Annotated in this window: 26 protein-coding genes; 15 read left to right on the top strand and 11 right to left on the bottom strand. The window is 48.1% G+C overall.

Going from position 1 to position 26,167, the window contains the following annotated elements; translation table 11 throughout:
* A partial coding sequence (locus BMZ54_RS31770) for an integrase core domain-containing protein (RefSeq protein WP_143081207.1) occupies positions 1–387 on the top strand: 387 nt, incomplete at its 5' end.
* A gap of 113 nt (positions 388–500) precedes the next feature.
* On the opposite strand, the gene BMZ54_RS31765 is transcribed toward BMZ54_RS31770, so the two are convergent.
* Together BMZ54_RS31765 and porW are read right to left on the bottom strand one after the other, a co-directional pair.
* Complete coding sequence (locus BMZ54_RS31765) at positions 501–2,888, bottom strand: penicillin-binding protein 1A (protein ID WP_089921172.1); 2,388 nt, start codon at positions 2,886–2,888, stop codon at positions 501–503.
* Between the two features lie 183 nt (positions 2,889–3,071).
* Positions 3,072–6,194, bottom strand: coding sequence for a type IX secretion system periplasmic lipoprotein PorW/SprE (porW, locus tag BMZ54_RS31760; protein WP_143081206.1), 3,123 nt, complete (start codon positions 6,192–6,194; stop codon positions 3,072–3,074).
* Between the two features lie 167 nt (positions 6,195–6,361).
* On the opposite strand from porW, the gene BMZ54_RS31750 reads away from it, so the two are divergent.
* The 5 genes from BMZ54_RS31750 (at position 6,362) to BMZ54_RS31730 (ending at position 8,484) form a co-directional block, all read left to right on the top strand.
* Positions 6,362–6,760 carry a hypothetical protein gene (locus tag BMZ54_RS31750; protein WP_089921168.1) on the top strand — a complete coding sequence of 133 codons (399 nt, stop codon included), beginning with the start codon at positions 6,362–6,364 and terminating at the stop codon, positions 6,758–6,760.
* 71 nt (positions 6,761–6,831) lie between these two features.
* Positions 6,832–7,287: a bactofilin family protein gene (locus BMZ54_RS31745; protein ID WP_089921167.1), complete on the top strand. Its 456-nt coding sequence runs from the start codon at positions 6,832–6,834 to the stop codon at positions 7,285–7,287.
* Complete coding sequence (locus BMZ54_RS33620) at positions 7,238–7,480, top strand: AtpZ/AtpI family protein (protein ID WP_089921165.1); 243 nt, start codon at positions 7,238–7,240, stop codon at positions 7,478–7,480. The genes BMZ54_RS31745 and BMZ54_RS33620 overlap by 50 nt, the downstream gene beginning before the upstream one ends.
* Positions 7,473–7,859 (top strand): hypothetical protein, encoded by a 387-nt coding sequence (locus BMZ54_RS31735; RefSeq protein ID WP_143081205.1) that lies wholly within the window; start codon positions 7,473–7,475, stop codon positions 7,857–7,859. Before BMZ54_RS33620 ends, BMZ54_RS31735 begins: the two co-directional genes overlap by 8 nt.
* Before the next feature lie 7 nt (positions 7,860–7,866).
* Complete coding sequence (locus BMZ54_RS31730; RefSeq protein ID WP_089921162.1) at positions 7,867–8,484, top strand: SprT-like domain-containing protein; 618 nt, start codon at positions 7,867–7,869, stop codon at positions 8,482–8,484.
* A gap of 51 nt (positions 8,485–8,535) precedes the next feature.
* Here BMZ54_RS31730 and BMZ54_RS31725 read toward each other — a convergent pair whose 3' ends face one another.
* Both BMZ54_RS31725 and sucC read right to left on the bottom strand, forming a co-directional pair.
* Positions 8,536–9,558 carry a DUF4407 domain-containing protein gene (locus BMZ54_RS31725; RefSeq protein ID WP_089921161.1) on the bottom strand — a complete coding sequence of 341 codons (1,023 nt, stop codon included), beginning with the start codon at positions 9,556–9,558 and terminating at the stop codon, positions 8,536–8,538.
* Positions 9,559–9,916: 358 nt separating this feature from the next.
* Positions 9,917–11,131: an ADP-forming succinate--CoA ligase subunit beta gene (gene sucC / locus BMZ54_RS31720; RefSeq protein ID WP_089921160.1), complete on the bottom strand. Its 1,215-nt coding sequence runs from the start codon at positions 11,129–11,131 to the stop codon at positions 9,917–9,919.
* Between the two features lie 181 nt (positions 11,132–11,312).
* Here sucC and BMZ54_RS31715 point away from each other — a divergent pair, with 181 nt between their 5' ends.
* From BMZ54_RS31715 to BMZ54_RS31690, 5 genes are all read left to right on the top strand, one after another.
* Positions 11,313–12,134 (top strand): purine-nucleoside phosphorylase, encoded by an 822-nt coding sequence (locus BMZ54_RS31715; protein ID WP_089921158.1) that lies wholly within the window; start codon positions 11,313–11,315, stop codon positions 12,132–12,134.
* 30 nt (positions 12,135–12,164) lie between these two features.
* Positions 12,165–14,153, top strand: a complete 1,989-nt coding sequence (locus BMZ54_RS31710) for a putative porin (protein ID WP_089921157.1) — start codon at positions 12,165–12,167, stop codon at positions 14,151–14,153.
* Between the two features lie 145 nt (positions 14,154–14,298).
* On the top strand, positions 14,299–14,517 hold the full coding sequence (locus BMZ54_RS31705) for a hypothetical protein (protein ID WP_089921155.1): 219 nt from the start codon (positions 14,299–14,301) through the stop codon (positions 14,515–14,517).
* A gap of 32 nt (positions 14,518–14,549) precedes the next feature.
* The gene (locus BMZ54_RS31700) at positions 14,550–15,122 is read left to right on the top strand and encodes an AraC family transcriptional regulator (RefSeq protein WP_089921154.1); all 573 of its coding nucleotides are present in this window, start codon (positions 14,550–14,552) and stop codon (positions 15,120–15,122) included.
* Between the two features lie 303 nt (positions 15,123–15,425).
* A complete protein-coding gene (locus tag BMZ54_RS31690; RefSeq protein ID WP_162277729.1) occupies positions 15,426–17,054 on the top strand; it encodes a L,D-transpeptidase family protein in 1,629 nt (542 codons plus the stop codon).
* 124 nt (positions 17,055–17,178) lie between these two features.
* Here the strand turns inward: BMZ54_RS31690 and BMZ54_RS31685 are convergent, their stop codons facing one another.
* The 4 genes from BMZ54_RS31685 to BMZ54_RS31670 all read right to left on the bottom strand — a co-directional run bounded on the left by BMZ54_RS31685 (position 17,179) and on the right by BMZ54_RS31670 (position 20,905).
* Complete coding sequence (locus tag BMZ54_RS31685) at positions 17,179–17,766, bottom strand: hypothetical protein (RefSeq protein ID WP_143081204.1); 588 nt, start codon at positions 17,764–17,766, stop codon at positions 17,179–17,181.
* Between the two features lie 77 nt (positions 17,767–17,843).
* Entirely contained in the window at positions 17,844–19,076 is a 1,233-nt protein-coding gene (locus BMZ54_RS31680; RefSeq protein ID WP_089921148.1) for an NADP-dependent isocitrate dehydrogenase, read from the bottom strand.
* Between the two features lie 175 nt (positions 19,077–19,251).
* On the bottom strand, positions 19,252–20,517 hold the full coding sequence (gene icd, locus BMZ54_RS31675; protein WP_089921146.1) for an NADP-dependent isocitrate dehydrogenase: 1,266 nt from the start codon (positions 20,515–20,517) through the stop codon (positions 19,252–19,254).
* Positions 20,518–20,698: 181 nt separating this feature from the next.
* Positions 20,699–20,905 (bottom strand): hypothetical protein, encoded by a 207-nt coding sequence (locus tag BMZ54_RS31670; protein ID WP_089921144.1) that lies wholly within the window; start codon positions 20,903–20,905, stop codon positions 20,699–20,701.
* Positions 20,906–21,062: 157 nt separating this feature from the next.
* On the opposite strand from BMZ54_RS31670, the gene BMZ54_RS31665 reads away from it, so the two are divergent.
* The 4 genes from BMZ54_RS31665 to BMZ54_RS31650 are packed head-to-tail and all read left to right on the top strand — an operon-like array spanning position 21,063 to position 24,077.
* The gene (locus BMZ54_RS31665; RefSeq protein WP_089921143.1) at positions 21,063–21,845 is read left to right on the top strand and encodes a LiaF transmembrane domain-containing protein; all 783 of its coding nucleotides are present in this window, start codon (positions 21,063–21,065) and stop codon (positions 21,843–21,845) included.
* A gap of 57 nt (positions 21,846–21,902) precedes the next feature.
* On the top strand, positions 21,903–22,256 hold the full coding sequence (locus BMZ54_RS31660; protein ID WP_089921141.1) for a DUF4288 domain-containing protein: 354 nt from the start codon (positions 21,903–21,905) through the stop codon (positions 22,254–22,256).
* A 29-nt stretch (positions 22,257–22,285) separates the two neighbouring features.
* Positions 22,286–23,347 carry a sensor histidine kinase gene (locus BMZ54_RS31655; RefSeq protein WP_202909410.1) on the top strand — a complete coding sequence of 354 codons (1,062 nt, stop codon included), beginning with the start codon at positions 22,286–22,288 and terminating at the stop codon, positions 23,345–23,347.
* Positions 23,325–24,077, top strand: a complete 753-nt coding sequence (locus BMZ54_RS31650; protein WP_089921139.1) for a LytR/AlgR family response regulator transcription factor — start codon at positions 23,325–23,327, stop codon at positions 24,075–24,077. The genes BMZ54_RS31655 and BMZ54_RS31650 overlap by 23 nt, the downstream gene beginning before the upstream one ends.
* Positions 24,078–24,080: 3 nt before the next feature.
* Here the strand turns inward: BMZ54_RS31650 and BMZ54_RS31645 are convergent, their stop codons facing one another.
* The 3 genes from BMZ54_RS31645 to BMZ54_RS31635 form a co-directional block, all read right to left on the bottom strand.
* Positions 24,081–25,205 carry an epoxide hydrolase family protein gene (locus BMZ54_RS31645; RefSeq protein ID WP_089921138.1) on the bottom strand — a complete coding sequence of 375 codons (1,125 nt, stop codon included), beginning with the start codon at positions 25,203–25,205 and terminating at the stop codon, positions 24,081–24,083.
* Between the two features lie 114 nt (positions 25,206–25,319).
* Positions 25,320–25,586, bottom strand: a complete 267-nt coding sequence (locus tag BMZ54_RS31640) for a hypothetical protein (RefSeq protein ID WP_089921136.1) — start codon at positions 25,584–25,586, stop codon at positions 25,320–25,322.
* A gap of 188 nt (positions 25,587–25,774) precedes the next feature.
* Complete coding sequence (locus BMZ54_RS31635) at positions 25,775–26,161, bottom strand: thioesterase family protein (protein ID WP_089921134.1); 387 nt, start codon at positions 26,159–26,161, stop codon at positions 25,775–25,777.
* Between the last annotated feature and the right edge of the window lie 6 nt (positions 26,162–26,167).

Here is a 26,167-nt window from a genome sequence, read left to right as displayed (position 1 = left end):
TCAGACCGGGGAGTGCAATATTGCAGTGAGGATTATATTGATCTGCTAAATGACAATGAAGTAGCCATCAGTATGACAGAGAAAGGAGATCCTTATGAAAATGCAATAGCAGAGCGGATGAATGGCATTCTGAAATCAGAGTTTGACCTGGCAAGACAGTTTAACAACTACGAAGAAGCAGCCAGCGCTGTTACAGCAGCTATCCGGATTTACAACCAGCAACGGCCTCATGCCAGCTGTAATTATCTGACGCCGGAGCAGGCCGCTACTCAGAAGGGAACCCTACTATCCCGATGGAAAACAAGAAAAAAAACGAACTGTAAACCAAAATCAGGATTACAGCAAGCTATTGTAAACTTCAAACAGGATTATTTAACCAAGGTGTAAACCTATTCCAGGACAAGACACATAGGGAAGACAAGTGCGCATACCTTTAAGCCATGGCGCACACAAAAAAAGGGAAGCCTTTCGACTTCCCTTTGTGAGTATTTGGTGAATGATCAGTTATCTTTCTTAGGCGGCGGGGGCGGATAGGTTGCTTTGGGCTGCCCTTCTTTTTCCTTATCCTTCTCTTTCTGCTCTTTTTCTTTTTCCGCTTCCTTTTTATCTTTTTCAGCCGGGGCAGGTTCTTCACCATACTGGCTTACATCAATATAATCGCTGGCGCTGCCGGAGCCTACATCCTCTGCTTCTGCACCTGGCTTCACATTGGAATCGTAGTTCAGGTAAATATCATTATTCAAAGTAGGCGGCATGGAGAACTGCGCCTTGGGATCTATCTTCAGCGTTTTATCCGCATACACTTTCTGGAAAAAGTAAGCCCATATAGGCAGGCCGGTATTGGCGCCCTGGCCGGCAGCAGTGGTATTAAAACGCAGGAAGTTGTTTTCACAACCTACCCAGGCGCCTGCCAGCAGCTGCGGGGTATAGCCCATAAACCAGCCATCGGTATTATCATTGGTGGTACCGGTCTTACCGGCAATCTCGCCTTCCATCTTATAACGGAAACGCATACGTGCACCGGTACCGCCGGGGCCTACTACGCCTTCCATCATCTTTACCATGGTATAGGCTTCGTTCTCGCTGATCACTTCACGTTTTACCGGGGCAAAGGTTTCCAGTATGTTACCGTTACGGTCTTCTATACGGGTAATGTAAATAGGTTTGGTAATAATGCCGCGGGCCGGGAACATGGTGTAGGCCTGCAGCATTTCATACAGGGATATTTCCGGTGTACCCAGCGCAATGGAAGGGTAGGGCGGTATATCGCTGGTGAAGCCTATTTTGTTCTTGGCAAAATCTGCAAAAGCCCTTGCGCCCAGCTGTTTGATCAGGTAGGCCGATACCAGGTTCAGGGAGCGGGCCAGCGCGCCGGCCATGGTTATTTGCCCGCCTACGCTGCCTTCCGAGTTGCGGGTCAGCGTCCAGTTGCCAATGGTAATAGGCTCATTGGGCAGCATGGTATTGGGCGACATGCCATTCATAATGGCAAAGCAATACAGGAAGGGTTTAAAGGTAGAACCTACCTGGCGGCGGGTTTTGGATACGTGATCGTTCTTAAAATAACGGAAATCGGGTCCGCCTACCCAGGCTTTTACCTCACCGCTTTCAGGATCCATGGCCATAAAGCCCGCCTGTAATATGGCGCGCATATAACGGATGGAGTCCATGGGCGTCATCACCGTATCAATTTCATTCAGGTCTTGTTCGGAAGGACTTCTCCAGGCAAACACCTTCATTTTGGTAGGGGTGTTAAATGCCTTTTGGATCTCATCGTCAGAGGCATTGGCCTCTTTCATATCCAGGTAGCGGTCTGATTCTTTCATGTAGCGGTCCAGGTACTTCTGCCAGTTCTTCCACACGCTGCCGGATTTAATATTGCTTTGGGCAGCAAATACTTTCTGCAGATCCATGAGGTGCTTACTAACCGCTTCCTCCGCATACAGCTGCATGCGGGGATTAATGGTGGTGTATATTTTAAGGCCGTCGCGGTACAGGTTATATTCGGAGCCATCGGCTTTTTTATGCGCCTGGCACCAATCCTTCAGCTCATCGCGCAGTACTTCCCTGAAGTAGGGAGCAAGGCCTTTGTTATGGTCTATTTTATTATAGCGCAGTACAATGGGGCGGCTTTGGGCAGCTTCTGCCTCTGCCTTGGTAATGTACCCGTTTTTTTCCATCTGGTCTATCACCGTATTACGGCGCAGCAGGGAGGCAGCGGGGTTACGGCGGGGGTTAAAGATGGTGTTACCTTTTAACATACCCACCAGGGTAGCTGCTTCTTCTATGGAAAGATGGCCGGCATCTTTACTGAAAAAGGTGCGCGCGCCATTCTCAATACCATATACGTTATCTCCAAAAGCTACGGTGTTCAGGTACAGGGTAATGATCTCCTGTTTGGTAAAATTGCGCTCCAGCTTAATGGCTATAAGCCACTCCTGCAGCTTCTGGAAACCACGTACTACCGGGTTGCTGGCGCGTTTTTTACCTGCATTATCGGACTGCAGGTTCAGGGCCAGCTGCTGGGTAATGGTGCTGGAACCACGCTTTTTCCCTACCATCAGGTAAAAGGGAATGGCAATGGTACTGCGGGCATCTATACCGGAGTGCTCGTAGAAGCGCTCGTCTTCTGTAGCGATCAGGGCGTTGATCACATTCTTAGAGATCTCGTTGTAATCAGAGCTGGAACGGTCTACCTGGTAATATTTTCCCAAAATGGTCCCATCTTCTGCTATTACCCCCGAGGCTAAAGCTGCGCGCGGGTTTTCCAGCTCCTCCATGGAGGGCATATTGCCTATTACCCGGAAATTGATCAGTAACAACAGTAAGACAAAAAACCCCAACAGACCCAATAACACGGTCCAGAGTATTTTTACGGATCGTTTCATCTGATAATATTATAAATAAATTAAGTGCAACAATCAGGCAAAACTATGAAAATTTGCCAGGATTTATGGGCTATTTAACAGTGCCTTAAGGATCAACGCCGAATGCTGAACGCTAAATGCTTAACGCTGAAGTCAATGTATATCGCATATTGGCGTTAAGCATTTAGCGTTCAGCATTAAGCTTTATTGTTGTGTTACATAGTTCTTATTGAAGAACTCCTGGTACCCCGGCAGGTCTTTAGTGCTGTTCAGCAATATGAAATTGTCCCTGGATATAATGAACATATTATAATCAGTGGGGCGTATGCGGGGAATAATATCTACAGGGGCTTTGGCGCGTACCTCGTCAAAATAATCCAGCGCTTTGTTCTCATCCGGGAACAGGCGGAACACCAGCATGATCTCATTGGGCGTTAGCACAAAGCTGCCGACCTCAATATGGTCTGCTGCGTGTTTATCCGCATTGTAACGGGTAAATTTCTCCAGCGCTTCATCTATCAGCGCTTTATTCACCCGCTGGAAAGAAAGCACCACGAAATGCGGTATGGGCGTGTTCACCAGCTTATACGGCGTTACAGGCTTCATGGGCGGCGGTGGTGCAGCCGTTACCTTGTTAGGTACAGCAGGGTTTAGCGGCTGGTTGGTCTTTAACCCTACAGAATCCGTAAAGTTGGGCTTGGGTGTTTGCCAGGGGTAGCGGATGGAAACATCTTCATCTACCATGGCGCCGGCTTCCCGTTTCTGGATCTGCAGCTGGGCCAGGTAAGCTACCAGGTCCTTCTTGTGGTTCAGCGCATCCAGCAGGGCCTGTGCCTGCTGCTGAACGGCACTGTCGCCGGGGTATTTGGCCAGTACTGCCTGTACGGCTTTTTTACCCAGGAACAGGCTGTCGGTGGCTGCATCGGCAGTATCTGTTTTTATAATGATCATGGCTTCCAGCAGGTCAAACTTAGGCTGCAGGTAGTTAAAGCCATAGGTGGTATCGGCCTGGTGTTTTCTTTCCAGGGCCAGGTCGTACCGGCCGGTTTTGAAAGCGGTGTAGGCCGAATTATAGGCCGTGGCTATGCCTTTCTTTTTATCGGCATCCACATCTTTCAGGGCGCCGTATTTAATAATATTGGCAAAGTTGGTATTACCGTACTGGGTCAGCATCATATCCTTATACTTAGCTGCCAGCGCTTCATGGCCTTTCAGGCTGTTATGCCATACATACAGGGAGTAAATAACCTCCGGTTTCTTGGGATGGTCCGGGTATTTATACAGCAGGGTGTCGTACGTTTCTATGGCCAGCTCTGTGGCATCCAGCTTATCGTGGTAAAGTTTGCCAAGGTCAAACCAGGCATTCATTTGCAGGCTCCTGGAGGAATCCAGCTTCTCCGGTGTCAGCGGCAGGTCGGCCAGCAACAGGCTGCTGTTCACACTATCTGCCGGTAAGGCTTTCAGCTTTTCGGCCGTGGTCATATGGGCTGAATCGGTGCTAACCCCCGCTACGTCTATGTTATTATTATTGGTAAAGTTGGCTGCGGTGTTGGAGCTGCGGCGCCAGTTGTCATCCAGCTTGCGGTTGCCCCAGCGCCTTTTGAACTCTGAGTAGCCGGATGATTTGCTGCCCTGGTTATAAAAATACCAGTCGCCCTGGTCATTGCCCTGGTTATTGGCGGCGCCGGGGTTGTTACGGCCATTATTATTGCCAAAGGCATTATTGGCCAGCATACTATTCTGGTTATTACTATTATTATCTGCTTCCTGCTGGGCGGCTTCTGCTTTGGCTTTTGCTTCCGCGGCCTTTTTAATATCGGCCACCATTTTGTCCAGCAGGGTTTTGCGTTCTGCTTCGGGCAGGGCGGCAATACGCTGCAGGCTGTCTTCCCGGTGTATTACGTTCACTTTCTCCGCCACATCGCCCAATACGGCTTTACGGGTGTTCACTACGGTGGCATCGGCAAAGTCCGGCGGCATTACACTGGCAGTGCTGTCATAATAGTTCTTGGCCAGCTGGTATTTGCGCTGTACGTAGTAAATATCTGCTACGAACATAAACGACAAAGATCTTTGTACGGGGTTTACAACAGGCTGGCTCAGGGATTTTTGTAAATAACCCAGGGCGGTTTCCGGGCTCTTGGGGGCTACCAGGGTAGCCATGGTATAATAAATAGCATCCCGGTAGGGGATAAAACGTTCTTTCTTTAACATGGTGCGCAGGGCGGCCAGGCTTTGCTCTATACCGGCATCCCCGTTCACGGTGTTCAGGCGGGCTATCTGCAGACGGGCCTGCAGGTCCATCATGGGGTCCGGCTTTTGTTTGATCACTTTGCGGAACATGTCCATGGCCGAATCGGGCTGCTGGTGCCGGGCATAGAGCTGGCCCAATATGTACGACATACGGGCGCGGCTTTCCTTGTTATGGGAGGCGGTAATGGCCAGGCGCAGGGGGGCCATGGCCTCTGCATACATGCCCTGCTTGTAACGGCTGTAGGCGCGTACCTCTGCCAGCTCGCCATAAAGGCGGTGGGGAAAGTTAGGATCGGCTTCCAGTACATTCAGCAGGCTTTGTACCTCATCATACTCCTTTTCTTCCAGCAGGGTTTTGGCATTCCACAAAAAGGCATCGTTCCGCACCTTTTTGTGTTTAAAGCGGCCCAAAAGGCCGTTGCGTTTTTCCCTGGTGGCAATGGAAATAACATCGTTGCGGGTAGAGCCTATTACGGTATTGTATTCGGATTTATTCTTGGGCGCAAAGGCCAGGTTCATGTACTGGAAGGTTTTGCGGGCATTTTCCCAGTCGCTTTTATAAAAGTAGGCGCGGCCTATGAGCAGGTAACAATCATCTATCCATTTACCGCGGGGATCGTGCAGCTGTATGCCTACGGAAGATTTCAGGATCACGGAATCCAGCTCTGTTTTGCTGATGCCCAGGTCCTGCAGGCTGTAAGGGTAAAAGGGGAGCAGGTCGTTATAATTATCCAATCCCTGGCGGGCAATACTTTTCACCACTGCATCCAGCTTAACTTTTGCGTGAAAGTAGTAGTTGTACCGCGTTACCATGTTCTGCATGAACCGGCGGGTCCAGGTAAACTTCTTTTCCGCCATCTTTTCGGAAGGAGGCCTTCTGTCCTGTACATGCGGCACAGGCGGCTTTCTTACAGGAGGTGCTGAGCGCCTGTTATTGGGCATTCTGGTAGAATCCTGTGTGCTGCGGGGCGATCTGCTCTGGGCATTCACCGCTAAGGAACCCGTAATCAATAACACCAAACCAACAGCGCAGGGGAAAAAGAAGGATACTAAAAAAGGTCGATAGCGATTCATGGATGCCGGGTGTATAGGCTACTACTATAACTGTTTACGTGAAAATTTATTTTAAAGATAGGATAATATTTTTCTTGGTACGTATTCTTTCAGATTTACATATTACCTTTCACTTCTTATGATTTAATTGTTTAATTTTATCCGGAGTAAAGAGAGAGTAAAACAAAATGGGTAAACAGCGCAATAAAAAAGGGAGGGACGGCCGCATTCATCATAAATACCGCCTGGTGATCATGAATGATGCTACCTATGATGAGGTGACCTCTTTTAAATTATCCCGTATGAGTGTGTATGTAGCGCTCAGCACCCTGTTTGTATTGCTGGTGGCCATTACAGTGGCTACGGTAGTATTTACACCCCTGCGTTATTACATTCCCGGTTATGGAGATCTGAAACAAAGAAGGGAGTTCATTAAACTAAAAATGCGTACCGATTCGTTAGAGAATGCGATCATTGCGCGCGACCAGTACCTGAACAATATTAAGCAGGTGATAAACGGCGATTTTACCGGTAAGCTTGACACAACGATGATTAAAGTGCCTAAAGTAGATAATAGTACCTATTAGGTTAATTAATAATATTTATATATCTTCAGTCCTATATATTGAAAAACCTCCTAAAAAAAATCTAAGATCCTATGTTTAACAGCAACAACCGCAGCACTAAAGGCGAAAGCAAATCTATTATGCCATCTTCCAACGTGAACATTATTGGCAGTGGAACATCTATCCAGGGGGACATTGTCTGTGAAGGCGACATTCGTATTGACGGCCAGGTGAACGGGCTGGTATCTACCAAGGCAAAGATCGTAGTAGGGCCGGAAGGTGAAATTACGGGCGACCTGGTATGCCAGAGCGCAGATATACTGGGCCGTGTTACCGGTATTATTAAAGTAGAGGAGCTGCTGTTCCTGAAAGCAAACGCATTGGTAAAAGGTGATGTGTACACCGCTCATTTTGAAATGGAGCCTACCGCTAAATTTAACGGCCGCTGCTATATGGAGCCGGACGAGGCGCCCGCTGCAGGCAGCAGAGAAGTAAACAATGGAAGATCCTTCGTTAAAGAAGAAGCCGCAACCGGAGAAGAAGCGTAATCGTAATACACTCTTACGGTACGCCGGACTGGCTTTTCAGATGATGGCCACATTGGGGTTGGCAGTATTCGTTGGTTATAAACTTGACCGATGGATCGGGTGGTCATTTCCTGTATTAATGATCATTTTTTCTTTACTGGCTTTAACCCTACTTTTGTGGCAAATTATTAAAGACACCCGGCGGAATGAGTGACCGTTTTTTTATTCGACTGATCGTAGTTTTTTCCATCCTGAATGGCGTTTTCTTTTTATTAAAGTCTCAGCTATTGAGCGCTGGTATGCACTATACTGTGCTGCTGGTGGGGAATGTGGTGCTGGCCGCTATCACCTGGGTTTCCTATGTGATGGCCCGTAATGGGCTGGCGGCAGCCAACAACCAGGTTTTTGTGCGCATGGTATATGCTTCTACCATCAGTAAGCTGTTCCTGTGCATGATAGGCATCACCGTATATGTGCTGGTAAAAAGGCCGGATGTAAGCCGGGCTACCATTTTTACCTTAATGTTCCTGTACCTGGTATATACGGTGCTTGAAACACTGAGCCTGTACCAATTGCTTAAAAGAAAAACCTGACCCCGTTGTGAAGCAGGAGGCGCCCTTACATGCATTAGCTGCATACCTGCCGGAAGGTACCTTTGAGCCGGTAATGGCCTACATTACCGCGCATAAGGTGCATTTAACCGTTACCCGCGAGCGCAAAAGCCTGCTGGGCGATTACCGCCACCCCGATAGCAGGGGCGGGCACCGCATCAGCGTAAACGGCAACCTGAATAAATACGCTTTTCTTATTACCCTGCTGCATGAGCTGGCCCACCTGGTTACGTATGAGCTGTATGCCAACCGCGTAGCCTCCCACGGGAAAGAATGGAAGCAGGAGTTTTCCAAAATATTGCAACAATTCGTAGGTAAAGGTTTTTTACCGGCCGATGTGGAAACAGCGGTGCGGCAAAGTATGCACAACCCCGGCGCCAGCTCCTGCGCGGATGATAACCTTATGCGCGTGCTGAAGAACTATGACCGGCGCAAAGAGCATTATTTTTTTGTAGAGCAGCTGCCCCTGCACCAGCTGTTTAAAACCAAAGACGGCCGCATTTTCCGCAAAGGGGAAAAGATCCGCAAGCGCTACCGCTGCGAGGAGGTGGATACCCGGCGCATTTACCTGTTTAGCCCTGTGTATGAAGTGGAGCTGGCAGGATAGGCCTCAATTCCCTGCATCAGCGCGCCGGAAAATGAAGTACCTGCCACTTTGTTAACCCGCCAGTGAACCTTCTTTGGGTAATCCCTTTTCCTGCTCCATACGCTTTTCATAGGCCAATTGCCGTAATTCCATTTTTTGTTTGCGGTGTATCTCAAATGCATGCTCATGCTCCTGCAGCAGATCATCATAGGGGCCGCGGGGCGAGATGAGCTTTACAAACACCGGCGCACATTCTATGGCAATGAACAGCAGCATAATGAACCAGTTGGTCCAGCGTATAGGCGTGCTGCGGGCGGTAAGGCGGCCCAGGGCATCCAGCCGGGAGGCCAGCCCATCCAGCCGGCTGCGTAACGGAATGCTGGCTTTCATGGCGCTGTCTACCGATTGCAGCTGCTGCTGGTATTCATTAATGCGTTGCTGGTTGCGGATGGTAATAGCCTGCAGCTGTGCGGCGGCAGTATCTGCATCTGCTTTCTTGGCCTTGTAAATAGGGCCCAGGTTACGGATGCGGGAGCCGCCGGTACCGTCGGCCTCCTGCTGCGCCAGTAATGCCAGCGTATCCCTGCGGGCAGCCTGCCGGCTGATCTCTGTATTCAGCAGCGCAATGTTGGCCTTTAGCTCATTAATGCGGGCCTGGTAGCGTACCTGCACCTGGTCTTCCTGGGTTTTGAACACCTGCTGTTCCATTGTGATCAGCTCTGCCTGGATCTCTTTATCAAATATTTTCAGCTCCAGTGGTTTGGAGATCACCACGGCTATTAATATGGCCAGCACCAGGCGGGGCAGGGCCATGCGGAACTCCAGCCAGAAGTTATCGCGCTTCTTCATACTGGACACAATGTAGCGGTCCAGGTTAAAGATCATGAGGCCCCACAGCAGGCCAAATAACAGGGTGGCCCAAAGCTCATTGAACACGGTCCATAAAGCATAGCCGGCCGAAATAGCGGCCAGCACGCCGGTGAAAAAGATGGTGCCCCCAATACCGGCGTATTTATTGGTTTCTACGGGCGCCCGTTTTAACATAGGCACATGCGCTCCTGCGCAGAATAAAAAGAAAGCTCTTAAACGTTGCATTACTCAGACTTTGAAAAGGTGTAAAAGTCCGCTACCCGCGGATGGCAGGGTATATAAAAGGATGGACTGCGAAGGTAGGAAAATTAATTACGAATTATTCAATTACGAATTACGAATTGGGTGGTACGGAGGGACATGTACTTTTGACGAATGGGCCGTTATTACGAATTGAGTTTTACAAAGTGGAAATAATACGCAGGTATTAAAAGTAGTGAGAGGTTTGAGAGGTGATAGGGCAGCAGGGAAAATAAGGAGAGGATAAAATCAGAACATGGCACAAAAAAAATTACGAATTACAAACCGGTCAAATCGCTTCGATCCATTCGTAATTCGTAATTAAATAATTCGTAATTATATCTTACGCACTCACTGCTTTATTCACCAGTGCGGCCGCTTCGCTCAACAGTATGGCGGATTGTACTTTCAGACCGCTTTCTTCTATCAGCTTTTTAGCTTCTTCTGCATTGGTACCCTGCAGGCGCACAATGATGGGCACTTTAATGTTACCAATAGACTGGTAAGCATCAATTACCCCCTGGGCCACACGGTCGCAACGAACAATACCGCCAAAGATATTGATCAGGATAGCCTTTACCTTGGGATCTTTCAGGATAATGCGGAAACCAGCTTCCACTGTCTGGGCATTGGCAGTACCGCCTACGTCCAGGAAGTTGGCGGGCTCGCCACCGCTTAATTTGATCATATCCATGGTAGCCATGGCCAGGCCGGCGCCGTTCACCATACAGCCTACGTTGCCATCCAGCTTTACAAAGTTCAGGTTAAATTTGCTGGCTTCTACTTCGGTCGGGTCTTCTTCTGTAATATCGCGCAGGCCTTCCAGCTCGGGATGGCGCATCAGGGCGTTATCGTCCAGGATCATTTTACAATCCACCGCAATGATCTTTTCATCGCTGGTTTTAAACAGGGGGTTAATTTCCACCTGGCTGGCGTCCAGACCTACATATGCATTATACAGGCTGGTCACAAATTTCACCATGTTCTTGAAAGCCTCGCCGCTTAAACCGAAGTTAAAAGCAATTTTGCGGGCCTGGAAAGGCTGCAGCGGGCCGCCGGGGAATACCCACTCCTTAAATATTTTATCGGGCGTGTTGTGCGCCACTTCTTCTATATCCATACCACCTTCAGTGGAGTAGATGATCACGTTCTGGCCTGTAGCGCGGTCCAGCAGTATGGACAGGTACAGTTCCTTAATGGGGTTGGGGCCGGGATAATAAACATCCTGCGCCACCAGCACCTTATTTACAAGCTTACCGGCAGGACCAGTTTGTATGGTCACCAGTACGCCGCCCAGTATATTACCGGCAATGGTCTTAATGTCTTCTGAATTTTTACCCACTTTAACACCGTTCTGCTCTGTCCCGCGGATCTTTCCTTTACCGCGTCCGCCGGCATGGATCTGCGCTTTTACAACCGCAAACTCATTCCCAAATTGCACTTTCAGCTGCTTATATGCTTCAGCCGCTGCCTCTGGTGTATCTACCGGAATACCCTCCTGGACCGGTACATTATATTTCTTCAACAGTTCTTTAGCCTGGTATTCATGTAAATTCATCAGTCAAAAATTTGAGCGCTAAAATAGGGCATTATGATTTAAATATAAAACCACCGCGTTTGTGAATTTAAAAATAACTTTGCGCGCAAGAAAAGTAACCCGTTCTGAACAGCTGGCGGCAGGGAACGTTTTTCAGCTGCCGGCTAACCCTTAAACGTTCGTTACTAACAACTTACCGTAAATGAGTGACCTATTACAACAAATAGCGGCTGCTAAACAGTATATACAGGGCTTTTCCGCTACCCGCCCGCTGGCTGGTATTATCCTGGGCAGTGGCCTGGGTGGGCTGGTTGAAGATATTACTGACCGTATAGAGATCCCCTATGCCGATATTCCCTATTTTCCCGAATCCACGGTAGAAGGGCACCAGGGCCGGTTAATACTGGGTAATATGCAGGGCCGCCCCGTAGTGGCTATGGCCGGCCGGTTCCATTATTACGAGGGGTTTTCCATGCAGCAGGTTACTTTCCCGGTAAGGGTAATGCAGGCGCTGGGAGTGCAAACCCTGCTGGTTTCCAATGCCGCCGGTGGTATGAATACCGCTTTTAAGGTGGGTGACCTCATGATCATCCGCGACCATATTAATCTGCAGCCGGAACATCCGCTGCGCGGGCGCAACCTGGATACCCTGGGCCCCCGTTTCCCGGATATGAGCGAGCCCTATGCCAAAACCCTCATAAACAAAGCAAAGGAAATTGCCGCTGCCAACAATATACCGGTACACACCGGCGTATATGTAGGCGTGCAGGGCCCTACTTTTGAAACCAGGGCCGAGTATAAGTTTATGCACATTATTGGTGGCGATGCCGTGGGTATGAGCACCGTACCCGAAGTGATCGTAGCCGTTCATGCAGGATTGAAGGTATTTGCCATGAGCGTGATCACGGACCTGGGTATACGGGAAGAGGACAATGTGATCACCCATGAAGAGGTGCTGCAGGCCGCAGCAGAAGCGGCGCCCAAATTAACGCGTATCTTCAGGGAATTAATACAATCACTTTAGACACATATAGCTCCACAATATTATTATTGAATGAGGCATTTTTTCATCATACTGGCATTGCTGATAGTAAGCGTAAGTGGAGTAATGGCCCAATTTAACACCGGTAGTTTTGGTAACTACGGCTCCGGCGGCGGCACCATGCAGCGGGATACCTCCCAGCGTAACCTGGGGCCGGATACCATTACCATTAAATACCATTTCCTGAACGATCCTGTAGACAGGCACCTGGATTCATCTGTAATAGACTTTAACGCCAACTACCTGCAGATACCCGCCAGCTACATGACCCTGGGCAATAACGGGAATGCCGCCCGCAACCTTATTTACACGCCCCGCATGCAGGCTGGTTTTGATGAAGGCTTTCATGCCTACGACATTTATGAATTTACGCACGAAAATGCCCGCCTTTATAATACCACCCGCCCTTACTCTGAGCTGCAATACCTGGTAGGCGCCCAGCAGGAGCAGATGATAGGCGTATCCCATACACAGAACCGGAATGAGAACTTTAATTTTGCATTCGACTACCGCAAGATCAACTCGCCCGGTTACTTCCGTACACAGAACACCAACCATGATAATTACCGCGTAACAGCTAATTACAACAGCCAGAACAAACGGTACCATGTAAATGTGAGCTACTATTATAATAAGATCAACGGGGGGGAGAATGGCGGTATCTTTGGCCAGGCCGGTACTGCTGCCGACACGCTGGGCCTCAGCAAGTACAATTCAAGAAAAACTATTAATGTAAACCTGGGCAACCAGGATATTCCGGCCTATTCCTTCTTTGGTACCTCCATTGCGGTAAAATCATCTTACCGCCAATCCGGCCTGCTGATACAACAGCAGTACGACTGGGGCAAGGGAGATACCATACACGTGAACGACACTACGCAGTATTACAAATTTGACCCTGTGTTCCGGGTGCAGTACACCTTTAAAACACAGGGCAACACCTTTATGTATACGGATAATGATCCGAGTGAAACTTATTACACGCAGCATTATGGGATAGCTTTCCGGGAAGGAGACACCATTCGCGCAAGGCAGCAGTGGCGCACACTTTCCAATGACCTGTCGCTGATCCAGTTCCCCGTACGGGGTAACCTGGCGCACTTTATCAACCTGGGCGCCCGCTTTGACCATACTACCGGCAATTTCCTGGATGATGTAAAACAGAACTTTAATAACCTGGCCCTGCACGGGGAGTACCGCAATAAAACCAAGAACGACCTGTGGGATTTTTCTGCCAAAGGCGAGCTGTATGCGCTGGGCCGCAATGTGGGCGATTATAGTGTAAGCGGTATGCTGAGCCGCTACCTGAACAAAACGCTGGGCAATGTAAGCCTGCTGTTCCGCAATGTGAACAGGGAGCCTTCCTATGTATACAAATTCTTCAGCTATAGCCGGGATAGCTGGTACAATGGCGGCCTGGGTAAGGAAAACATTACCCAGCTGCAGTTTGCAGCCGATAATAAGCTGCTGAAATATAACCTGGCGGTGAACTATTTCATTTTTACCAACTACACTTATTTCGACAGCTATATGCAAAGCACACAGTCCAGCGGGCTGTTTAACCTGCTGCAGGTAGTGCTGAGCAAACATTTCCGCTACAAACACTGGAACTGGTATATGGATTTTGCTTTTCAGCAGGTGCATGGCAATGGCCCGCTAAATGTACCCTCCATCTGGACCCGCCACCGCATTGCATATGAAAACCGCATTTTCAGTAACCTGAACCTGATGACCGGTATTGAAGCGCGTTATAACACAGAATATTATGCGGACGATTACTCGCCGGTGCCCGGCCAGTTTGTGTACCAGAATACACAAAAGGTGCGGTACTATCTTCCGGACCTGACCGCTTTCCTGCACTTCCGCATTAAATCACTCTCTGCCTACATCCGTGCGGAGAACCTGAATACTTTCCTTAAAATGAATAATTTTTCAGCGCCTATGTATCCGTATAATAATTTCGGGATCCGCGTAGGGCTGCGGTGGTGGTTTGTAAATTAATGTGGGGGTGATGATCTGATATACCCTTTTCTTCGTATATTCATAATGTCTAAAGATCCCAAACTAAAACCAACCCCATTACCAACCGTTGGCTTAACTTTTGTTAAGATTTTGTTGATAGTGGTTATAAACAAAATTTTATCATATGAAGGCATTTACGATCAAACACAATGCAAACCGGTACGACGTACTTCCCCTGAATGGCCATGCTCATCGCTACAAAGTAAATGTAAATGGCTTCGATGTTATTTATGAACCGGATATGGATGGTTACCTTCGCCCGGAAGTAACCGGCGGTTATAACGCCAACATGTCCCTTCTACTGGATCTGGCAGACCGCATCCAGGAAACAGAGCTCAGGTAGCACAGCAAATATGTGCTACCTTTGTACCTGCCATGCAAACTTTTGAATTACACATTAAGAATATGGTATGCCCCCGCTGTGTAAAGGTGGTGCATACCATACTGGAAAAAGAGGGGTTACCGGTGCAGGAGGTACAGCTGGGCAAAGCGGTATTAGCCGCAGCGCCGGATGCTACCCAGCTGCAATCGATTACTGCTGCTTTGGCTCAGGAAGGGCTACCTCTGGTAGATGATAAAAAGCAGCAGCTGGTAGAAGCTATTAAGAACATTCTTATTACAACCATCCATCATTCCCCGCTGTTTGAATTAAGAGAGAATTTCTCCACCTTACTCTCTACCCGCTTACATAAAGATTACCATTACCTCAGCACCCTGTTCTCAGAAATAGAGCAGATCACTATTGAGCAATATATTATTCAGCAGAAAATAGAAAGGGTAAAAGAGCTGCTGGTGTATGATGAGCTGAACCTGAGTGAAATAGCCGGGCAAATGGGCTATAGCAGTGTAGCGCACCTTTCCGGGCAGTTTAAAAAAGTAACCGGGCTTACTCCCAGCCAGTTCAAACAATTAAAAGAGCAGAAGCGCCGCCCGCTGGATGCTATTTAACAGTAATCATTATGAAACACACCATTCTCAGCATATTACGTTTTGTGCAGTCACTTTTTGTGAAGAAGAATTGTTGTAAGTAAAACAGGAGCAGGGGGCTTAGCCTTACCATGCACTTCCTAACTGCTGCTTTTATTACCGGGACAGTTTTTTCATTATCTTTCACCCGATAATTTACGTATTTCACCCCCTGATTTTGCGCGCTCCCTGGAAAATCCCAGCACAGTATTTGCAAATCTTTAATTTTAAAACATCACAAGAGAGCCTGTTTTCCCAATGAGAGGTAATAATCGTTTATTTTACTTGTTAGCTGTAACCGTTTGTTTGCTGGCAGCGTGCCGCCACAAAGCCCCCAAAGAACGCGTGATCGTACAAAACCTTAAAGAGCTGCATGAAGCTGTAACCGGCAACATAGCTGACCGCCTGAATTATATGGCGGATAATAATGGTTTAATGGAAGATAGTGTGCCGGGTATGATCACAGCCCTTCAATACTTTTACCAGCAACATCAAAATGCCCCGCAATGGTCAGACAGCGGGGTAGCCAGCGCCAATGCAGATGCGATGCTGTACCTGGTACAGAACGCCATGGATGAGGGCTTGCTGCCATCGCAATACCATGCCGCACAGCTTACCACTATTATGCAAACGTTTAAGACCAGTGAAGAGTCAAAGAGAGATGCAGCGCAGTGGGCAAAGATGGACGTGATGCTATCTGACGCTTTTATGAAAATGGCTACCCACCTGCATTTTGGTGTAGCGCCGCGTGACAGCATTACCCTGCGCAAAGATTCTACTTTTACCGATACGGTACTGACCGCACTTTTACAAAAAGCATTACAGCAGAAAAATATTGCAGCCGTATTAGGCAGCCTGGAACCTTCGCATGCAGGATATGTAGCGCTGAAAAAAGGCCTGCTTAACTTCCGCAAAACCTATGGCAGCAAACGCTGGAACGCCATACCGGAGAACTATACAGATACCCTTGCCTTTAAACAGCTGCTGCTAAACCGGCTGGTGCAGGGCGGTTTTGTTGATACCAGCGGCCACGCAGGCGATACCGCCTTACTAAAAGATGGCATTAAAGCATTTCAAAAGGCATTTAATTTATACCCGGATGGGGTAGCAGGTAAAAAAACGCGGGAAATGCTGAACCGCTCCCTGCATGACTGGGAAGTGCAGGTGGCTCTGAACCTGGACCGCTGGCGCAAGCTGCCGGATACCCTGCCCCAACGTTATATAATGGTGAATGTGCCGGCCTTTGAGCTGGAGGTAATGGATAGCGGAGCAGTAGCCCTGGAATCGCGGGTAATAGTGGGTACGCCCAAGACCCGTACGCCTTTGCTGAATTCGCGCATGGCCAACTTTGTAATGTACCCTTACTGGCGCGTGCCGTACAGCATTGTGTTTAAGGAAATGCTGCCGGCTATACGTAAAGATGTGAACTACCTGGCCAGCAAGAACCTGGAAGTAATAGATAAGGATGGCAATGCCGTAGACCCTACTACTATTGACTGGATGCAGCTGCACCGGGGCCATTTCCCTTATGTATTGCGGCAGATGGATGGGGAAGATAATTCATTAGGCATCATGAAATTTAACTTCATGAACAAGTACAGCGTGTACCTGCATGATACCAATAACCGCGGCCTGTTCCGCAATGCCTTCCGCGCGCTGAGCCATGGTTGCGTACGCGTGCAACAGTGGGATAGCCTGGCTATGTACCTGATAAAAGACGATACTTCCTATAAGAATACGTTGCGTGATAGTGTACGTACCTGGCTGGCCATGCAGGAAAAGAAACAGATCCCCGTTAGCCGCATACCTATTTACATCCGCTATTTTACGGCCGGCGCGCAGGATGATCACCTGCTTTTTTACGATGATATTTATGGCGAGGATAAGGTGTTGAGGAAGAAGATAGGCTTTTAGAAGCTGAAAGGATAAAGCAGAAAGCATAAAGCTAATGCAGCGATTGATTGCAGCAGCTTTATGCTTTTTTATTGCTATTATTTTAAATGGTGTACCAGGCTTTCTGCTTTGAGCTTTATGCTCTCTAATGCATACACCCGATATACACGCTCCCTTTCATCACAAAGGCGCCGGGTACCTGCGCTTTAATGGCGGGTAGGGCTGCATTGGCGCTTGCCTCATCTGCGTAAATACCGCTGATAAGGGCCAGGGTACTATCTTCCGTGTGGCGGGAATATACATACAGGTATTCCAGGCTAAGGTATTCACCCGGTTCCCGGCGGGGATAATATTCACCGGCATAGATCTCATCTTCATCATCATCCGGTAATACAATACGGTTCTTCTGCGGATTATAATAACGGCCCATACTGTCTACCTTCAGGTGGGTAGCGGCTTTCAGCTGCAGCAGCTTAGCCTGTAACGGATGGTAACTGAAGCCGGTATCTGCTACTACAATGTAATAATCTGCATAGGGCTGGTCTTCTGCCGCAACAGTATCAGCAAGGCTGGTATCCCGCGCTGCTGTAAGTTGTGGAGCGCTGCTATCCGGTGCGGTGCTTACGTTGGCAACGGTATCCTGCGGCGTGGCGGCGTGGCCGTTAGCGCCGGAGGGCTGGCAGGCATAGGCCAGCATCATAACAGGTAGCAGAAAAAGTAAAGTACGTTTCATAGGGCAGGGATGTTAAAAATAAATGTCCTGCACCTTACGGGTACAGGACATTTTATCGGTTGAACCAATGTGTTCAATTATTTCTTCAGTTTAGCTTTCAGAGCAGTGTTCAGCTCTTCCAGGAACTCTTCTGTATACAGGAAGTGTTTGCCATGCTCCACTTTATTACCGTGGATACATACAGCAAGGTCCTTGGTCATTTTACCGCTTTCCACTACTTCAATACAAACCTGCTCCAGTGCCTGGCAGAAATCGATCAGCGGCTGGTTGTTATCCAGGCGGCCACGGAATTCCAAACCACGGGTCCATGCGAAAATGGAGGCAATGGGGTTGGTAGAGGTAGGCTTACCAGCCTGGTGATCGCGGTAGTGGCGGGTTACGGTACCGTGGGCCGCTTCTGCTTCCATGGTTTTACCATCCGGCGTAACCAGGGTAGAGGTCATGAGGCCCAGGGAGCCAAAACCTTGTGCAACGGTATCGGATTGTACGTCGCCATCGTAGTTCTTACAGGCCCATACAAAGTTACCGTTCCATTTCAGGGCGCTGGCCACCATATCATCTATGAGGCGGTGCTCATATACCAGCTTATGTTTTTCAAATTCAGCTTTGAATTCGTTTTCGTAGATCTCTTCAAAGATATCCTTGAAACGGCCATCGTATTTTTTCAGAATGGTGTTCTTGGTGCTCAGGTACAGCGGCCATTGTTTTAACAGGGCCTGGTTAAAGCAGGCGCGTGCAAAACCTTTGATAGATTCATCGGTGTTGTACATAGCCAGGGCTACGCCGTCGCCTTTGAAATTGTATACCTCATGCTGGATCTTTTCGCCGTTCTCACCTTCAAAAGTGATGGTCAGCTTACCTTTACCTTTGGTTACAAAGTCGGTAGCGCGGTACTGGTCGCCGAATGCGTGACGGCCTATACAAATAGGGGCGGTCCAGTTGGGCACCAGGCGGGGAACGTTCTTCATAACAATGGGCTCGCGGAATACAGTACCATCCAGGATGTTACGGATAGTGCCGTTGGGCGATTTCCACATTTGTTTCAGGTTAAATTCCTTTACGCGGGCTTCGTCGGGAGTAATGGTAGCGCATTTGATACCAACGCCGTACTGTCTGATCGCGTTAGCGGCATCTACGGTTACCTGGTCATTGGTTTGATCGCGGTATTCTACGCCCAGGTCGTAGTATTTGATATCAACATCCAGGTAGGGAAGTATCAGTTTGTCTTTAATGAATTTCCAGATGATCCGTGTCATCTCATCTCCATCCAGTTCTACTACCGGATTTGCGACTTTGATCTTTTCTGCCATTTCAGGTATTGTTTTTAATTAAGGTTATCTATGGTTGCTCAATAAGATAAACCCGGAAATTACTATAACGTGGTATAAAATCCAAATTAGCAAAAAGATAAAAGGATAAAGCAAAAAGCCTGTTAATAAATTATTCATTCAGCTTTTTGCCTTATCCTTTATGCTTTACGCTTTATTACATCTGTTTTATAATCTCATCTGCAAACTCGCTCGTAGACACCAGGGTGGCATCATCCATCAGCTTATAGAAGTCAATGGTTACGCGTTTGCGCATAATAGCGGTGCTCAGGCCATGTACAATAATGTCTGCGGCCTCTTTCCAGCCCATGTATTCCAGCATCATTACGCCGCTTAGGATTACGGAGCTGGGGTTCATGCTATTGGTATTGGCAAAGCGCGGGGCAGTGCCATGGGTAGCTTCAAATACAGCGTGGCCGGTTACATAGTTAATGTTGGCGCCGGGTGCAATGCCTATACCGCCTACGGCTGCTGCTGCTGCATCGGAAATATAATCGCCGTTCAGGTTCAGGGTAGCTACCACGGTATAATCCTGCGGAGCCAGTAGGATCTGCTGCAGGAAGTTATCGGCAATTACGTCTTTGATCAGTATTTTGTTATGTGCCAGGGCAATGTTCATTTGTTTGTTGGCTTCTTCTTCGCCCTGTGCTTTTTTAGTGGTTTCCCACTCCTCCCAGGTATATACGAAATCGCCAAACTCGCGTTTGGCCAGCTCATAACCCCAGTTCTTAAAGCCGCCTTCTGTAAACTTCATGATATTGCCTTTGTGCACCAGGCTTACAGATGACTGTTTATTTTCAATGGCATATTTAATGGCGGAGCGGATCAGCCTTTCAGAACCTTCCTTGGATACGGGTTTAATGCCCAGGGAAGAAGTTGCCGGGAAGCGGATGTTTTTCACGCCCAGGTCGTTCTGCAAAAAGTGCAGCAGCTTATCGGCTTCGGGGGTGCCGTACATATATTCAATGCCGGCATAAATATCTTCGGTGTTCTCGCGGAAGATCACCATGTTCACGTTCTCAGGATGTTTCAGCGGAGAAGGCACTTTATTGAACCAGCGTACGGGGCGTACACAGGCGTAAAGATCCAGCTCCTGGCGCATGGCCACATTCAGGGAGCGGATGCCGCCGCCTACCGGCGTGGTCAAAGGTCCTTTTATGGAGATCAGGTATTCCTTAAAAGCATCCAGGGTGGCCTTAGGTAACCATTCACCGGTAGCCTGGAAGGCTTTTTCGCCCGCCAGTACTTCCTTCCATTCAATTTTCCGTTTATTATCATACACTTTGGCTACGGCGGCGTCAAATACGCGCACGCTGGCCCGCCAAATGTCGGGGCCAATCCCGTCACCTTCAATAAATGGAATAATACAATGGTCGGGAACCTTTAACTGCCCATTGGTCATTATGATCTTTTCTGCCGGCATAAAACAGTGACTTTAGTGAAATAATCGAGCGCAAAGGTACACCGATTTTACATTTCAGGCAGACGATTTTAGACAGCACAGCTGGATGGCCAGTACCTACAGGCTGTAAAACATCCCCTGGAAGGGGTGGTATTTAGCTATAGCGGGTAAGTGCCTGTTTTACAGGATGGCCGGCCGCTTGTCAGTCCTGGCCCAGGCGGCCAATACGGGTAGGTTTGGGCGCTTCCTTATAAATAATGGAGTACAGGATATCCTGTGTGTCGCCTACCGGCACCAGGGATTGGTTGGAGCTAACGATCACAATATCAGGGTTATTAGTTAAGAAGGTATTTACCTGGCTTTCCAGGTCCTGGATCTCCCGGGCGCGTACAGAAAAAAACTTATGCATGGCTATAACGTTTACGGGCTAAATGTAAAACAAAAGTACATGCAAATTATTTTCACCGGTCTTTTGCCACCGTTTACCGGAACTCCGGTATTTTTAGCCTAAATCCATTTGATGTACCCGCGCTCCCGTAATAATTTTACATCACAATCTTACAGTAATGGAAAATCAAAATCAAAACATCATAAATAGAAGAAGCAAGGGCATATGGGGCGGCTTAGTGCTTATTGTGTTAGGTATCTTCTTTTTTTTACAGAACCTGCACCTGAATGTGCCTTCCTGGATATTTTCCTGGCAAATGCTCCTGATACTCCTGGGCCTTGTTGTGGCCATCAAGCATAAGTTCCGGGGCGGACCCTGGTTTATTATGATGCTGATCGGCGGCATTTTTCTTTCCGAAGAGATCATTCACTGGGATTTTGACTTTCCCCGTTATGGCTGGCCTTTAGTGCTGGTGGTTATCGGAGTGTATATGCTTACTAAACGTCCTTCCCATAACCGTCCGCAGCGTTACCTGCAGGAGGGGGACAGGAAGCAGTGGCGGGAAGACAGGCGGCGCTGGAATGCCGGCTCTTACCAGGAAACCGTAGTGGGACAGAACTCAGAAGATTTCCTGAATGCCCTGGCCGTTTTCGGGGGCGATAACCGGATCGTATTATCCAAGAATTTTCAGGGAGGTGATATTACTTCCATCTTTGGCGGTTCTGAGGTGAACCTTACCCAGGCGGATTTTACCGGCACGGTTGTAATAGATGCCACGGCCATTTTCGGGGGCGTTGAGATGATAGTACCTTCCAACTGGGATGTGAAAATAGAAGTAAACACCATCTTTGGAGGGGTAGAGGATAAGCGCGCCATTGAGCTGCTGGCCCCTAATCCCGATAAAAGGCTGCTGATCAAAGGCATTTGTGTATTTGGCGGCATAGATATTAAGAGTTATTAAGCCAGTAACCTATATTCTGTATTGTACCCATTCTAAACCCTTTTAAATTGAATTTGTATGCGTTGGTTTGTAGCAAAAATAGTGTACCAGATCATTTGTGGCAGTGGTAACCACATGCCGCAGTTCGATGAGCAATTGCGCCTGATTAGTGCAGAAACAAAACAGGAGGCCGCACAAAAGGCCCGCGAAATAGGACAGCAGGAACAATATGCCTTCCGTAACCAGAAACAAGAGCTGGTAGAATGGAAGTTCATTAATGTACCGGAGCTGTTTACACTGGATCAGCTGTCTGACGGTATGGAGCTGTATTCCCGTATTGAAGAACCGTCGGATGCTAATGCTTATGTAGCGTGGCTGCAGATGAAGTCTGCGCAGCTGCAGGAGTCCCGCTTCATTGAAATTAATAACTGATAATTAAGAATTAATTACAAACAAACACTGTGATAAAACGCCCTTTATCAGACAAGTATTTCCGATGGACCATAGCAGTAACTACCTACGTGTTCCTGTTACTGTATGGTGTGCTGCTGATACAGTGGTTTAAGCTGGGGACCATTAATGCCTGGGCCGACAGTGCAGTGCATACCCTGCTACTGGGTGTTGCGGTGGCCATTATAGCGCATAACCTGGGCTATTACCGGCCGGCGAAAGGCAAATACGTGTTTGTAATTTGTTACAGCACGGTGTTAACGGCTATCTGGATGGCGGTGACCACCTGCTGGTTAAAATATTTTTTCCAGGCAGATCATGCCTACCTGCAATGGCTAAACGCAGCAGTGCCCATACACTTCCTGGTAGCCTGGCTGGTGATCACGAGCATGGGCCTGCGCGCCCTGCTGATGTATGACATGGCAGAGCAGCAGGAAGCGCTGGAACGCCGGGAAGCTACAGAACGTTTATCGCGGGAGGCAGAGCTGTATAAGCTGCGGCAGCAATTACAGCCGCACTTTTTGTTTAACAGCCTGAACTCCATTAACGCCCTGATCGTATTACGCCCGCAGCAGGCCAGGGAAATGGTGCTGAAGCTGTCTGACTTTTTGCGGGGCACCTTAAAACGGGAAGACCAGCAATGGATAGCGCTGCCGGAAGAGCTGCAGTACCTGCAATGGTACCTGGATATTGAAAAGGTGCGCTTCGGGCATCGTTTATCAACCGAAGTGGTGGCCGATGAAAACACACAACAACTGGTAATGCCGCCCATGTTATTACAACCGGTGGTAGAGAATGCCATTAAATACGGGTTGTATGATACCACGGAGGCCATTACCATTACTATAAAAGCCTGGGTGCAGCAGGATATGCTGTATGTGCAGGTGCAAAACCCGTATGACAGCGCTTTGCAGCAGCCGCACCAGGGCACCGGGTTTGGACTAAGCTCCATACGCCGCAGGCTGTACCTGCTGTTTGCCCGGCAGGACCTGCTGGAAGTTAGCTCCGATGACCAGATCTTTACTACCTTAATTAAAGTACCACAACCACATGATAAAAGCAATCATAATTGATGATGAGCCTTTGGCCCGCGCTGTAGTATTGGAATATTTAATGGGCTTCCCGGAAGTGCAGGTATTACAGGAATGTAATGATGGATTTGAAGGGCTGAAAGCCATTCAGCAGCACCAGCCGGATATTATTTTCCTGGATGTGCAGATGCCCAAGATCAATGGCTTTGAAATGCTGGAGCTGGTAGAAGAGATGCCTGCCGTGATCTTTACAACGGCTTTTGAAGAACATGCCATCCGTGCTTTTGAGGTGAATGCAGTGGACTACCTGTTAAAACCTTTTTCAAAAGACCGCTTTGAAAAAGCATTGCAAAAATGGTTAGGTAATAAAGCTACTGCTACGCCCCCAGCTGCCCCGCAGCAAACCACACAGCTGCTGGAAACCGCTGCAGCATCGCCTTTGCAGAGTAACCGTATTGTGGTAAAGATCAATGGTAAGATCAAAATTATTCCCGTGCAGGATGTACATTACCTGGAAGCAGCGGATGATTATGTGAAGATCATTACCCCCGAAGGCGCTTTCCTGAAGAATAAGACCATGAGCTTTTTTGAACAAACGCTGGACCCGCAACAGTTTGCCCGCGTGCACCGCTCTTACATGCTGAATGTGAACCAGGTTACCCGTATAGAGCCATATGAAAAAGAAAATCACCTGGCCATCTTAAGAACCGGCGCTAAAGTGCCTGTAAGTAAAACAGGTTATCCCAAGTTAAAGGCAGCGCTGGGGCTATAATATTTATCCTTCGTTTTTTATGGCCTGGAAGAACAGCTGCATATCAGCTGCCAGCAATTCCGGTTCCTCCATCGCAGCAAAGTGGCCGCCACGGGGCATATCTGTCCAGTGCTGTACATTCAGGCTGCGCTCCACCCATTCAATCGGCGGCTTATTACCTTTAAAAAGGCTAATGCCTGCAGGCACTTCAATCCGTTCACCTTTCTTGAGCGGCGGTGGTGTCCGTGCATTTTCATAGTACGTGCGTATGGAGGAAGGAATGGTTTGCGTAACCCAATAGATCATGATATTGGTCAACAGCTCATCTTTGGTGAAGCGTGTTTCTATAACGCCATTACAATCACTCAGCGATTGAAATTTTTCAATGAGCCAGGCAGCCAATCCCAATGGTGAATCATTTAACCCGTAGGAGAGTGTTTGCGGCTTGGTGCTTTGTATCATGGCATACCCGCCTTCGCGCATCATCCATTGCTGCCGTTCTTTCAGATAAGCCTGTTCTGCCGGAGTAAGGTCTGACTGATCTGCATTAAAGTCCGGGAATCCAACATAAGAAAGATAAATGCCGCTGAGCTGTTGCGGATAATGCAGTGCCAGGTACCGTGTAATACCGCTGCCGAAATCTGTGCCACTGGCGGCGTAGCGGGAATAGCCCAATACACCGGTCATTAATTTATGCCACAGGTGCGCGGTTTTTTCCAGCGTCCAGCCAGGTTCCTGCGGGCGGGCGGAGAAACCGAAACCGGGTATGGAAGGTATAATTACATCAAAGCAAAGATCTGTACTATTTGTGAGCAGGGGAACAATTTTCAGCAGCTCATAAAAAGAGCCTGGCCAGCCATGGGTAATAATAATGGGAACAGGGTGTGAGCCTTTGCCCCGTGCATAAATGAAATGAATATCTTTTCCGTCAATGCTGGTTTTAAAATGAGGAAAGCGGTTAAGCGCTGCTTCCTGTTGGCGCCAGCTATATTGCTGTTGCCAGTAAGCTGTGAGCTCCTGCATATAAGGGAGGTTTGTGCCATACTCCCAGCCGGCATGCTGCACCTCATCCGGCCAGCGGAGCAGCTGCAGCTTTTGCATTAAGTTATCCAATACGGGTTGTGCAATATTGATGTTGAATGCCTGCATGATGGAATGCTTTATCAAACAAGGTTGCTGTTATACCACATGGATAGCATCAAAAATAAAGCCGTCCCGGGTACAAGACCTGGGACGGCTTTATCCTTCAAGAGAAAAAGGTACTTAGTTTAATGCGTTTACATCCTGTGCTATAAAATCCTGGTAAGCTTCACGTGACCATTCAATATAATCATCCAAGTGGATGTTTAATTTTTCATCACGTTCTACTTCTTTCATATCACGCACGTCCCAGTAGCCTTTGGCTAATGACTGGATATTATTGCTGGTCTCCTGTTTTACAGGATCATAATCTTGCGGATAACTTGAATAATTACCAATAGCTAATTCCTGGATGTTTTGCTTTACAAACTCTAAACTATTCTTAGACATGGTATAAAACTTTTGGTTCGGATAGTGTAATCCAAAAGCTGTTCCGTTTTGTGCCAGATTAAGAAACCGTTATAATAAAATTTTGTTAAAAGGATATTTTGATCTGTTGTATCTAACTGATATTCAGTGTGATGTGGTGGTACAGGAAAGAAGGGGTCTGGATTAATTTTAACGGTCAAAAGTGACGTTTATAACTCAAATAGTTTTTGAAGTTTCTCTTTTTTAAGCACTTTTTGTCCCTGTTCCCCTGTGGCAATAACCAGGTTGCCCACTTTTGCCTCATACCTGCACACAATAGTATGTGTCTGCAATTGTACAATAGTGGCCGTAAAATCCACACTGCTGCCCGCTTTGGCCGGTGCATGATGTTGTACGGTAAGCATGGTGCCAATACCTTCTTCATCTGCTTCCTTCATATCCAGCACAAATAAACGGCAGCACCATTCCGCATCACGCGCCAGCGCAAAGGTGCTGTACACGGGGTGTACAGCGCCGCTGTCAAATGCTGCGCAATCTTCCTCGCGCACTACGCGGGTAAAATGTTTCTGATCGCCTGGTTTAAAACAGTGTAGCATATGCCA

The organism is Chitinophaga rupis, assembly GCF_900109685.1.
In the GTDB taxonomy this organism is placed as follows: Bacteria; Bacteroidota; Bacteroidia; order Chitinophagales; family Chitinophagaceae; genus Chitinophaga; species Chitinophaga rupis.
The sequence above is the reverse complement of the archived record's forward strand: the minus strand, read 5'-3'. Positions and strand labels throughout refer to the sequence as shown.

What these genes read in the sequence shown, in the direction of transcription:
- BMZ54_RS31700 (WP_089921154.1), top strand. Translation starts at nt 14,550, where the DNA reads ATGCAAACTTTTGAATTACACATTAAGAATATGGTATGCCCCCGCTGT.
- BMZ54_RS31680 (WP_089921148.1), bottom strand. Translation starts at nt 19,076, where the DNA reads ATGGCAGAAAAGATCAAAGTCGCAAATCCGGTAGTAGAACTGGATGGA.
- icd (WP_089921146.1), bottom strand. Translation starts at nt 20,517, where the DNA reads ATGCCGGCAGAAAAGATCATAATGACCAATGGGCAGTTAAAGGTTCCC.
- BMZ54_RS31665 (WP_089921143.1), top strand. Translation starts at nt 21,063, where the DNA reads ATGGAAAATCAAAATCAAAACATCATAAATAGAAGAAGCAAGGGCATA.
- BMZ54_RS31710 (WP_089921157.1), top strand. Translation starts at nt 12,165, where the DNA reads ATGAGGCATTTTTTCATCATACTGGCATTGCTGATAGTAAGCGTAAGT.
- BMZ54_RS31660 (WP_089921141.1), top strand. Translation starts at nt 21,903, where the DNA reads ATGCGTTGGTTTGTAGCAAAAATAGTGTACCAGATCATTTGTGGCAGT.
- BMZ54_RS31640 (WP_089921136.1), bottom strand. Translation starts at nt 25,586, where the DNA reads ATGTCTAAGAATAGTTTAGAGTTTGTAAAGCAAAACATCCAGGAATTA.
- BMZ54_RS31635 (WP_089921134.1), bottom strand. Translation starts at nt 26,161, where the DNA reads ATGCTACACTGTTTTAAACCAGGCGATCAGAAACATTTTACCCGCGTA.
- BMZ54_RS31650 (WP_089921139.1), top strand. Translation starts at nt 23,325, where the DNA reads ATGATAAAAGCAATCATAATTGATGATGAGCCTTTGGCCCGCGCTGTA.
- sucC (WP_089921160.1), bottom strand. Translation starts at nt 11,131, where the DNA reads ATGAATTTACATGAATACCAGGCTAAAGAACTGTTGAAGAAATATAAT.
- BMZ54_RS31715 (WP_089921158.1), top strand. Translation starts at nt 11,313, where the DNA reads ATGAGTGACCTATTACAACAAATAGCGGCTGCTAAACAGTATATACAG.
- BMZ54_RS31725 (WP_089921161.1), bottom strand. Translation starts at nt 9,558, where the DNA reads ATGCAACGTTTAAGAGCTTTCTTTTTATTCTGCGCAGGAGCGCATGTG.
- BMZ54_RS31765 (WP_089921172.1), bottom strand. Translation starts at nt 2,888, where the DNA reads ATGAAACGATCCGTAAAAATACTCTGGACCGTGTTATTGGGTCTGTTG.
- BMZ54_RS31735 (WP_143081205.1), top strand. Translation starts at nt 7,473, where the DNA reads ATGAGTGACCGTTTTTTTATTCGACTGATCGTAGTTTTTTCCATCCTG.
- BMZ54_RS33620 (WP_089921165.1), top strand. Translation starts at nt 7,238, where the DNA reads ATGGAAGATCCTTCGTTAAAGAAGAAGCCGCAACCGGAGAAGAAGCGT.
- BMZ54_RS31645 (WP_089921138.1), bottom strand. Translation starts at nt 25,205, where the DNA reads ATGCAGGCATTCAACATCAATATTGCACAACCCGTATTGGATAACTTA.
- porW (WP_143081206.1), bottom strand. Translation starts at nt 6,194, where the DNA reads ATGAATCGCTATCGACCTTTTTTAGTATCCTTCTTTTTCCCCTGCGCT.
- BMZ54_RS31670 (WP_089921144.1), bottom strand. Translation starts at nt 20,905, where the DNA reads ATGCATAAGTTTTTTTCTGTACGCGCCCGGGAGATCCAGGACCTGGAA.
- BMZ54_RS31750 (WP_089921168.1), top strand. Translation starts at nt 6,362, where the DNA reads ATGGGTAAACAGCGCAATAAAAAAGGGAGGGACGGCCGCATTCATCAT.
- BMZ54_RS31705 (WP_089921155.1), top strand. Translation starts at nt 14,299, where the DNA reads ATGAAGGCATTTACGATCAAACACAATGCAAACCGGTACGACGTACTT.
- BMZ54_RS31685 (WP_143081204.1), bottom strand. Translation starts at nt 17,766, where the DNA reads ATGAAACGTACTTTACTTTTTCTGCTACCTGTTATGATGCTGGCCTAT.
- BMZ54_RS31745 (WP_089921167.1), top strand. Translation starts at nt 6,832, where the DNA reads ATGTTTAACAGCAACAACCGCAGCACTAAAGGCGAAAGCAAATCTATT.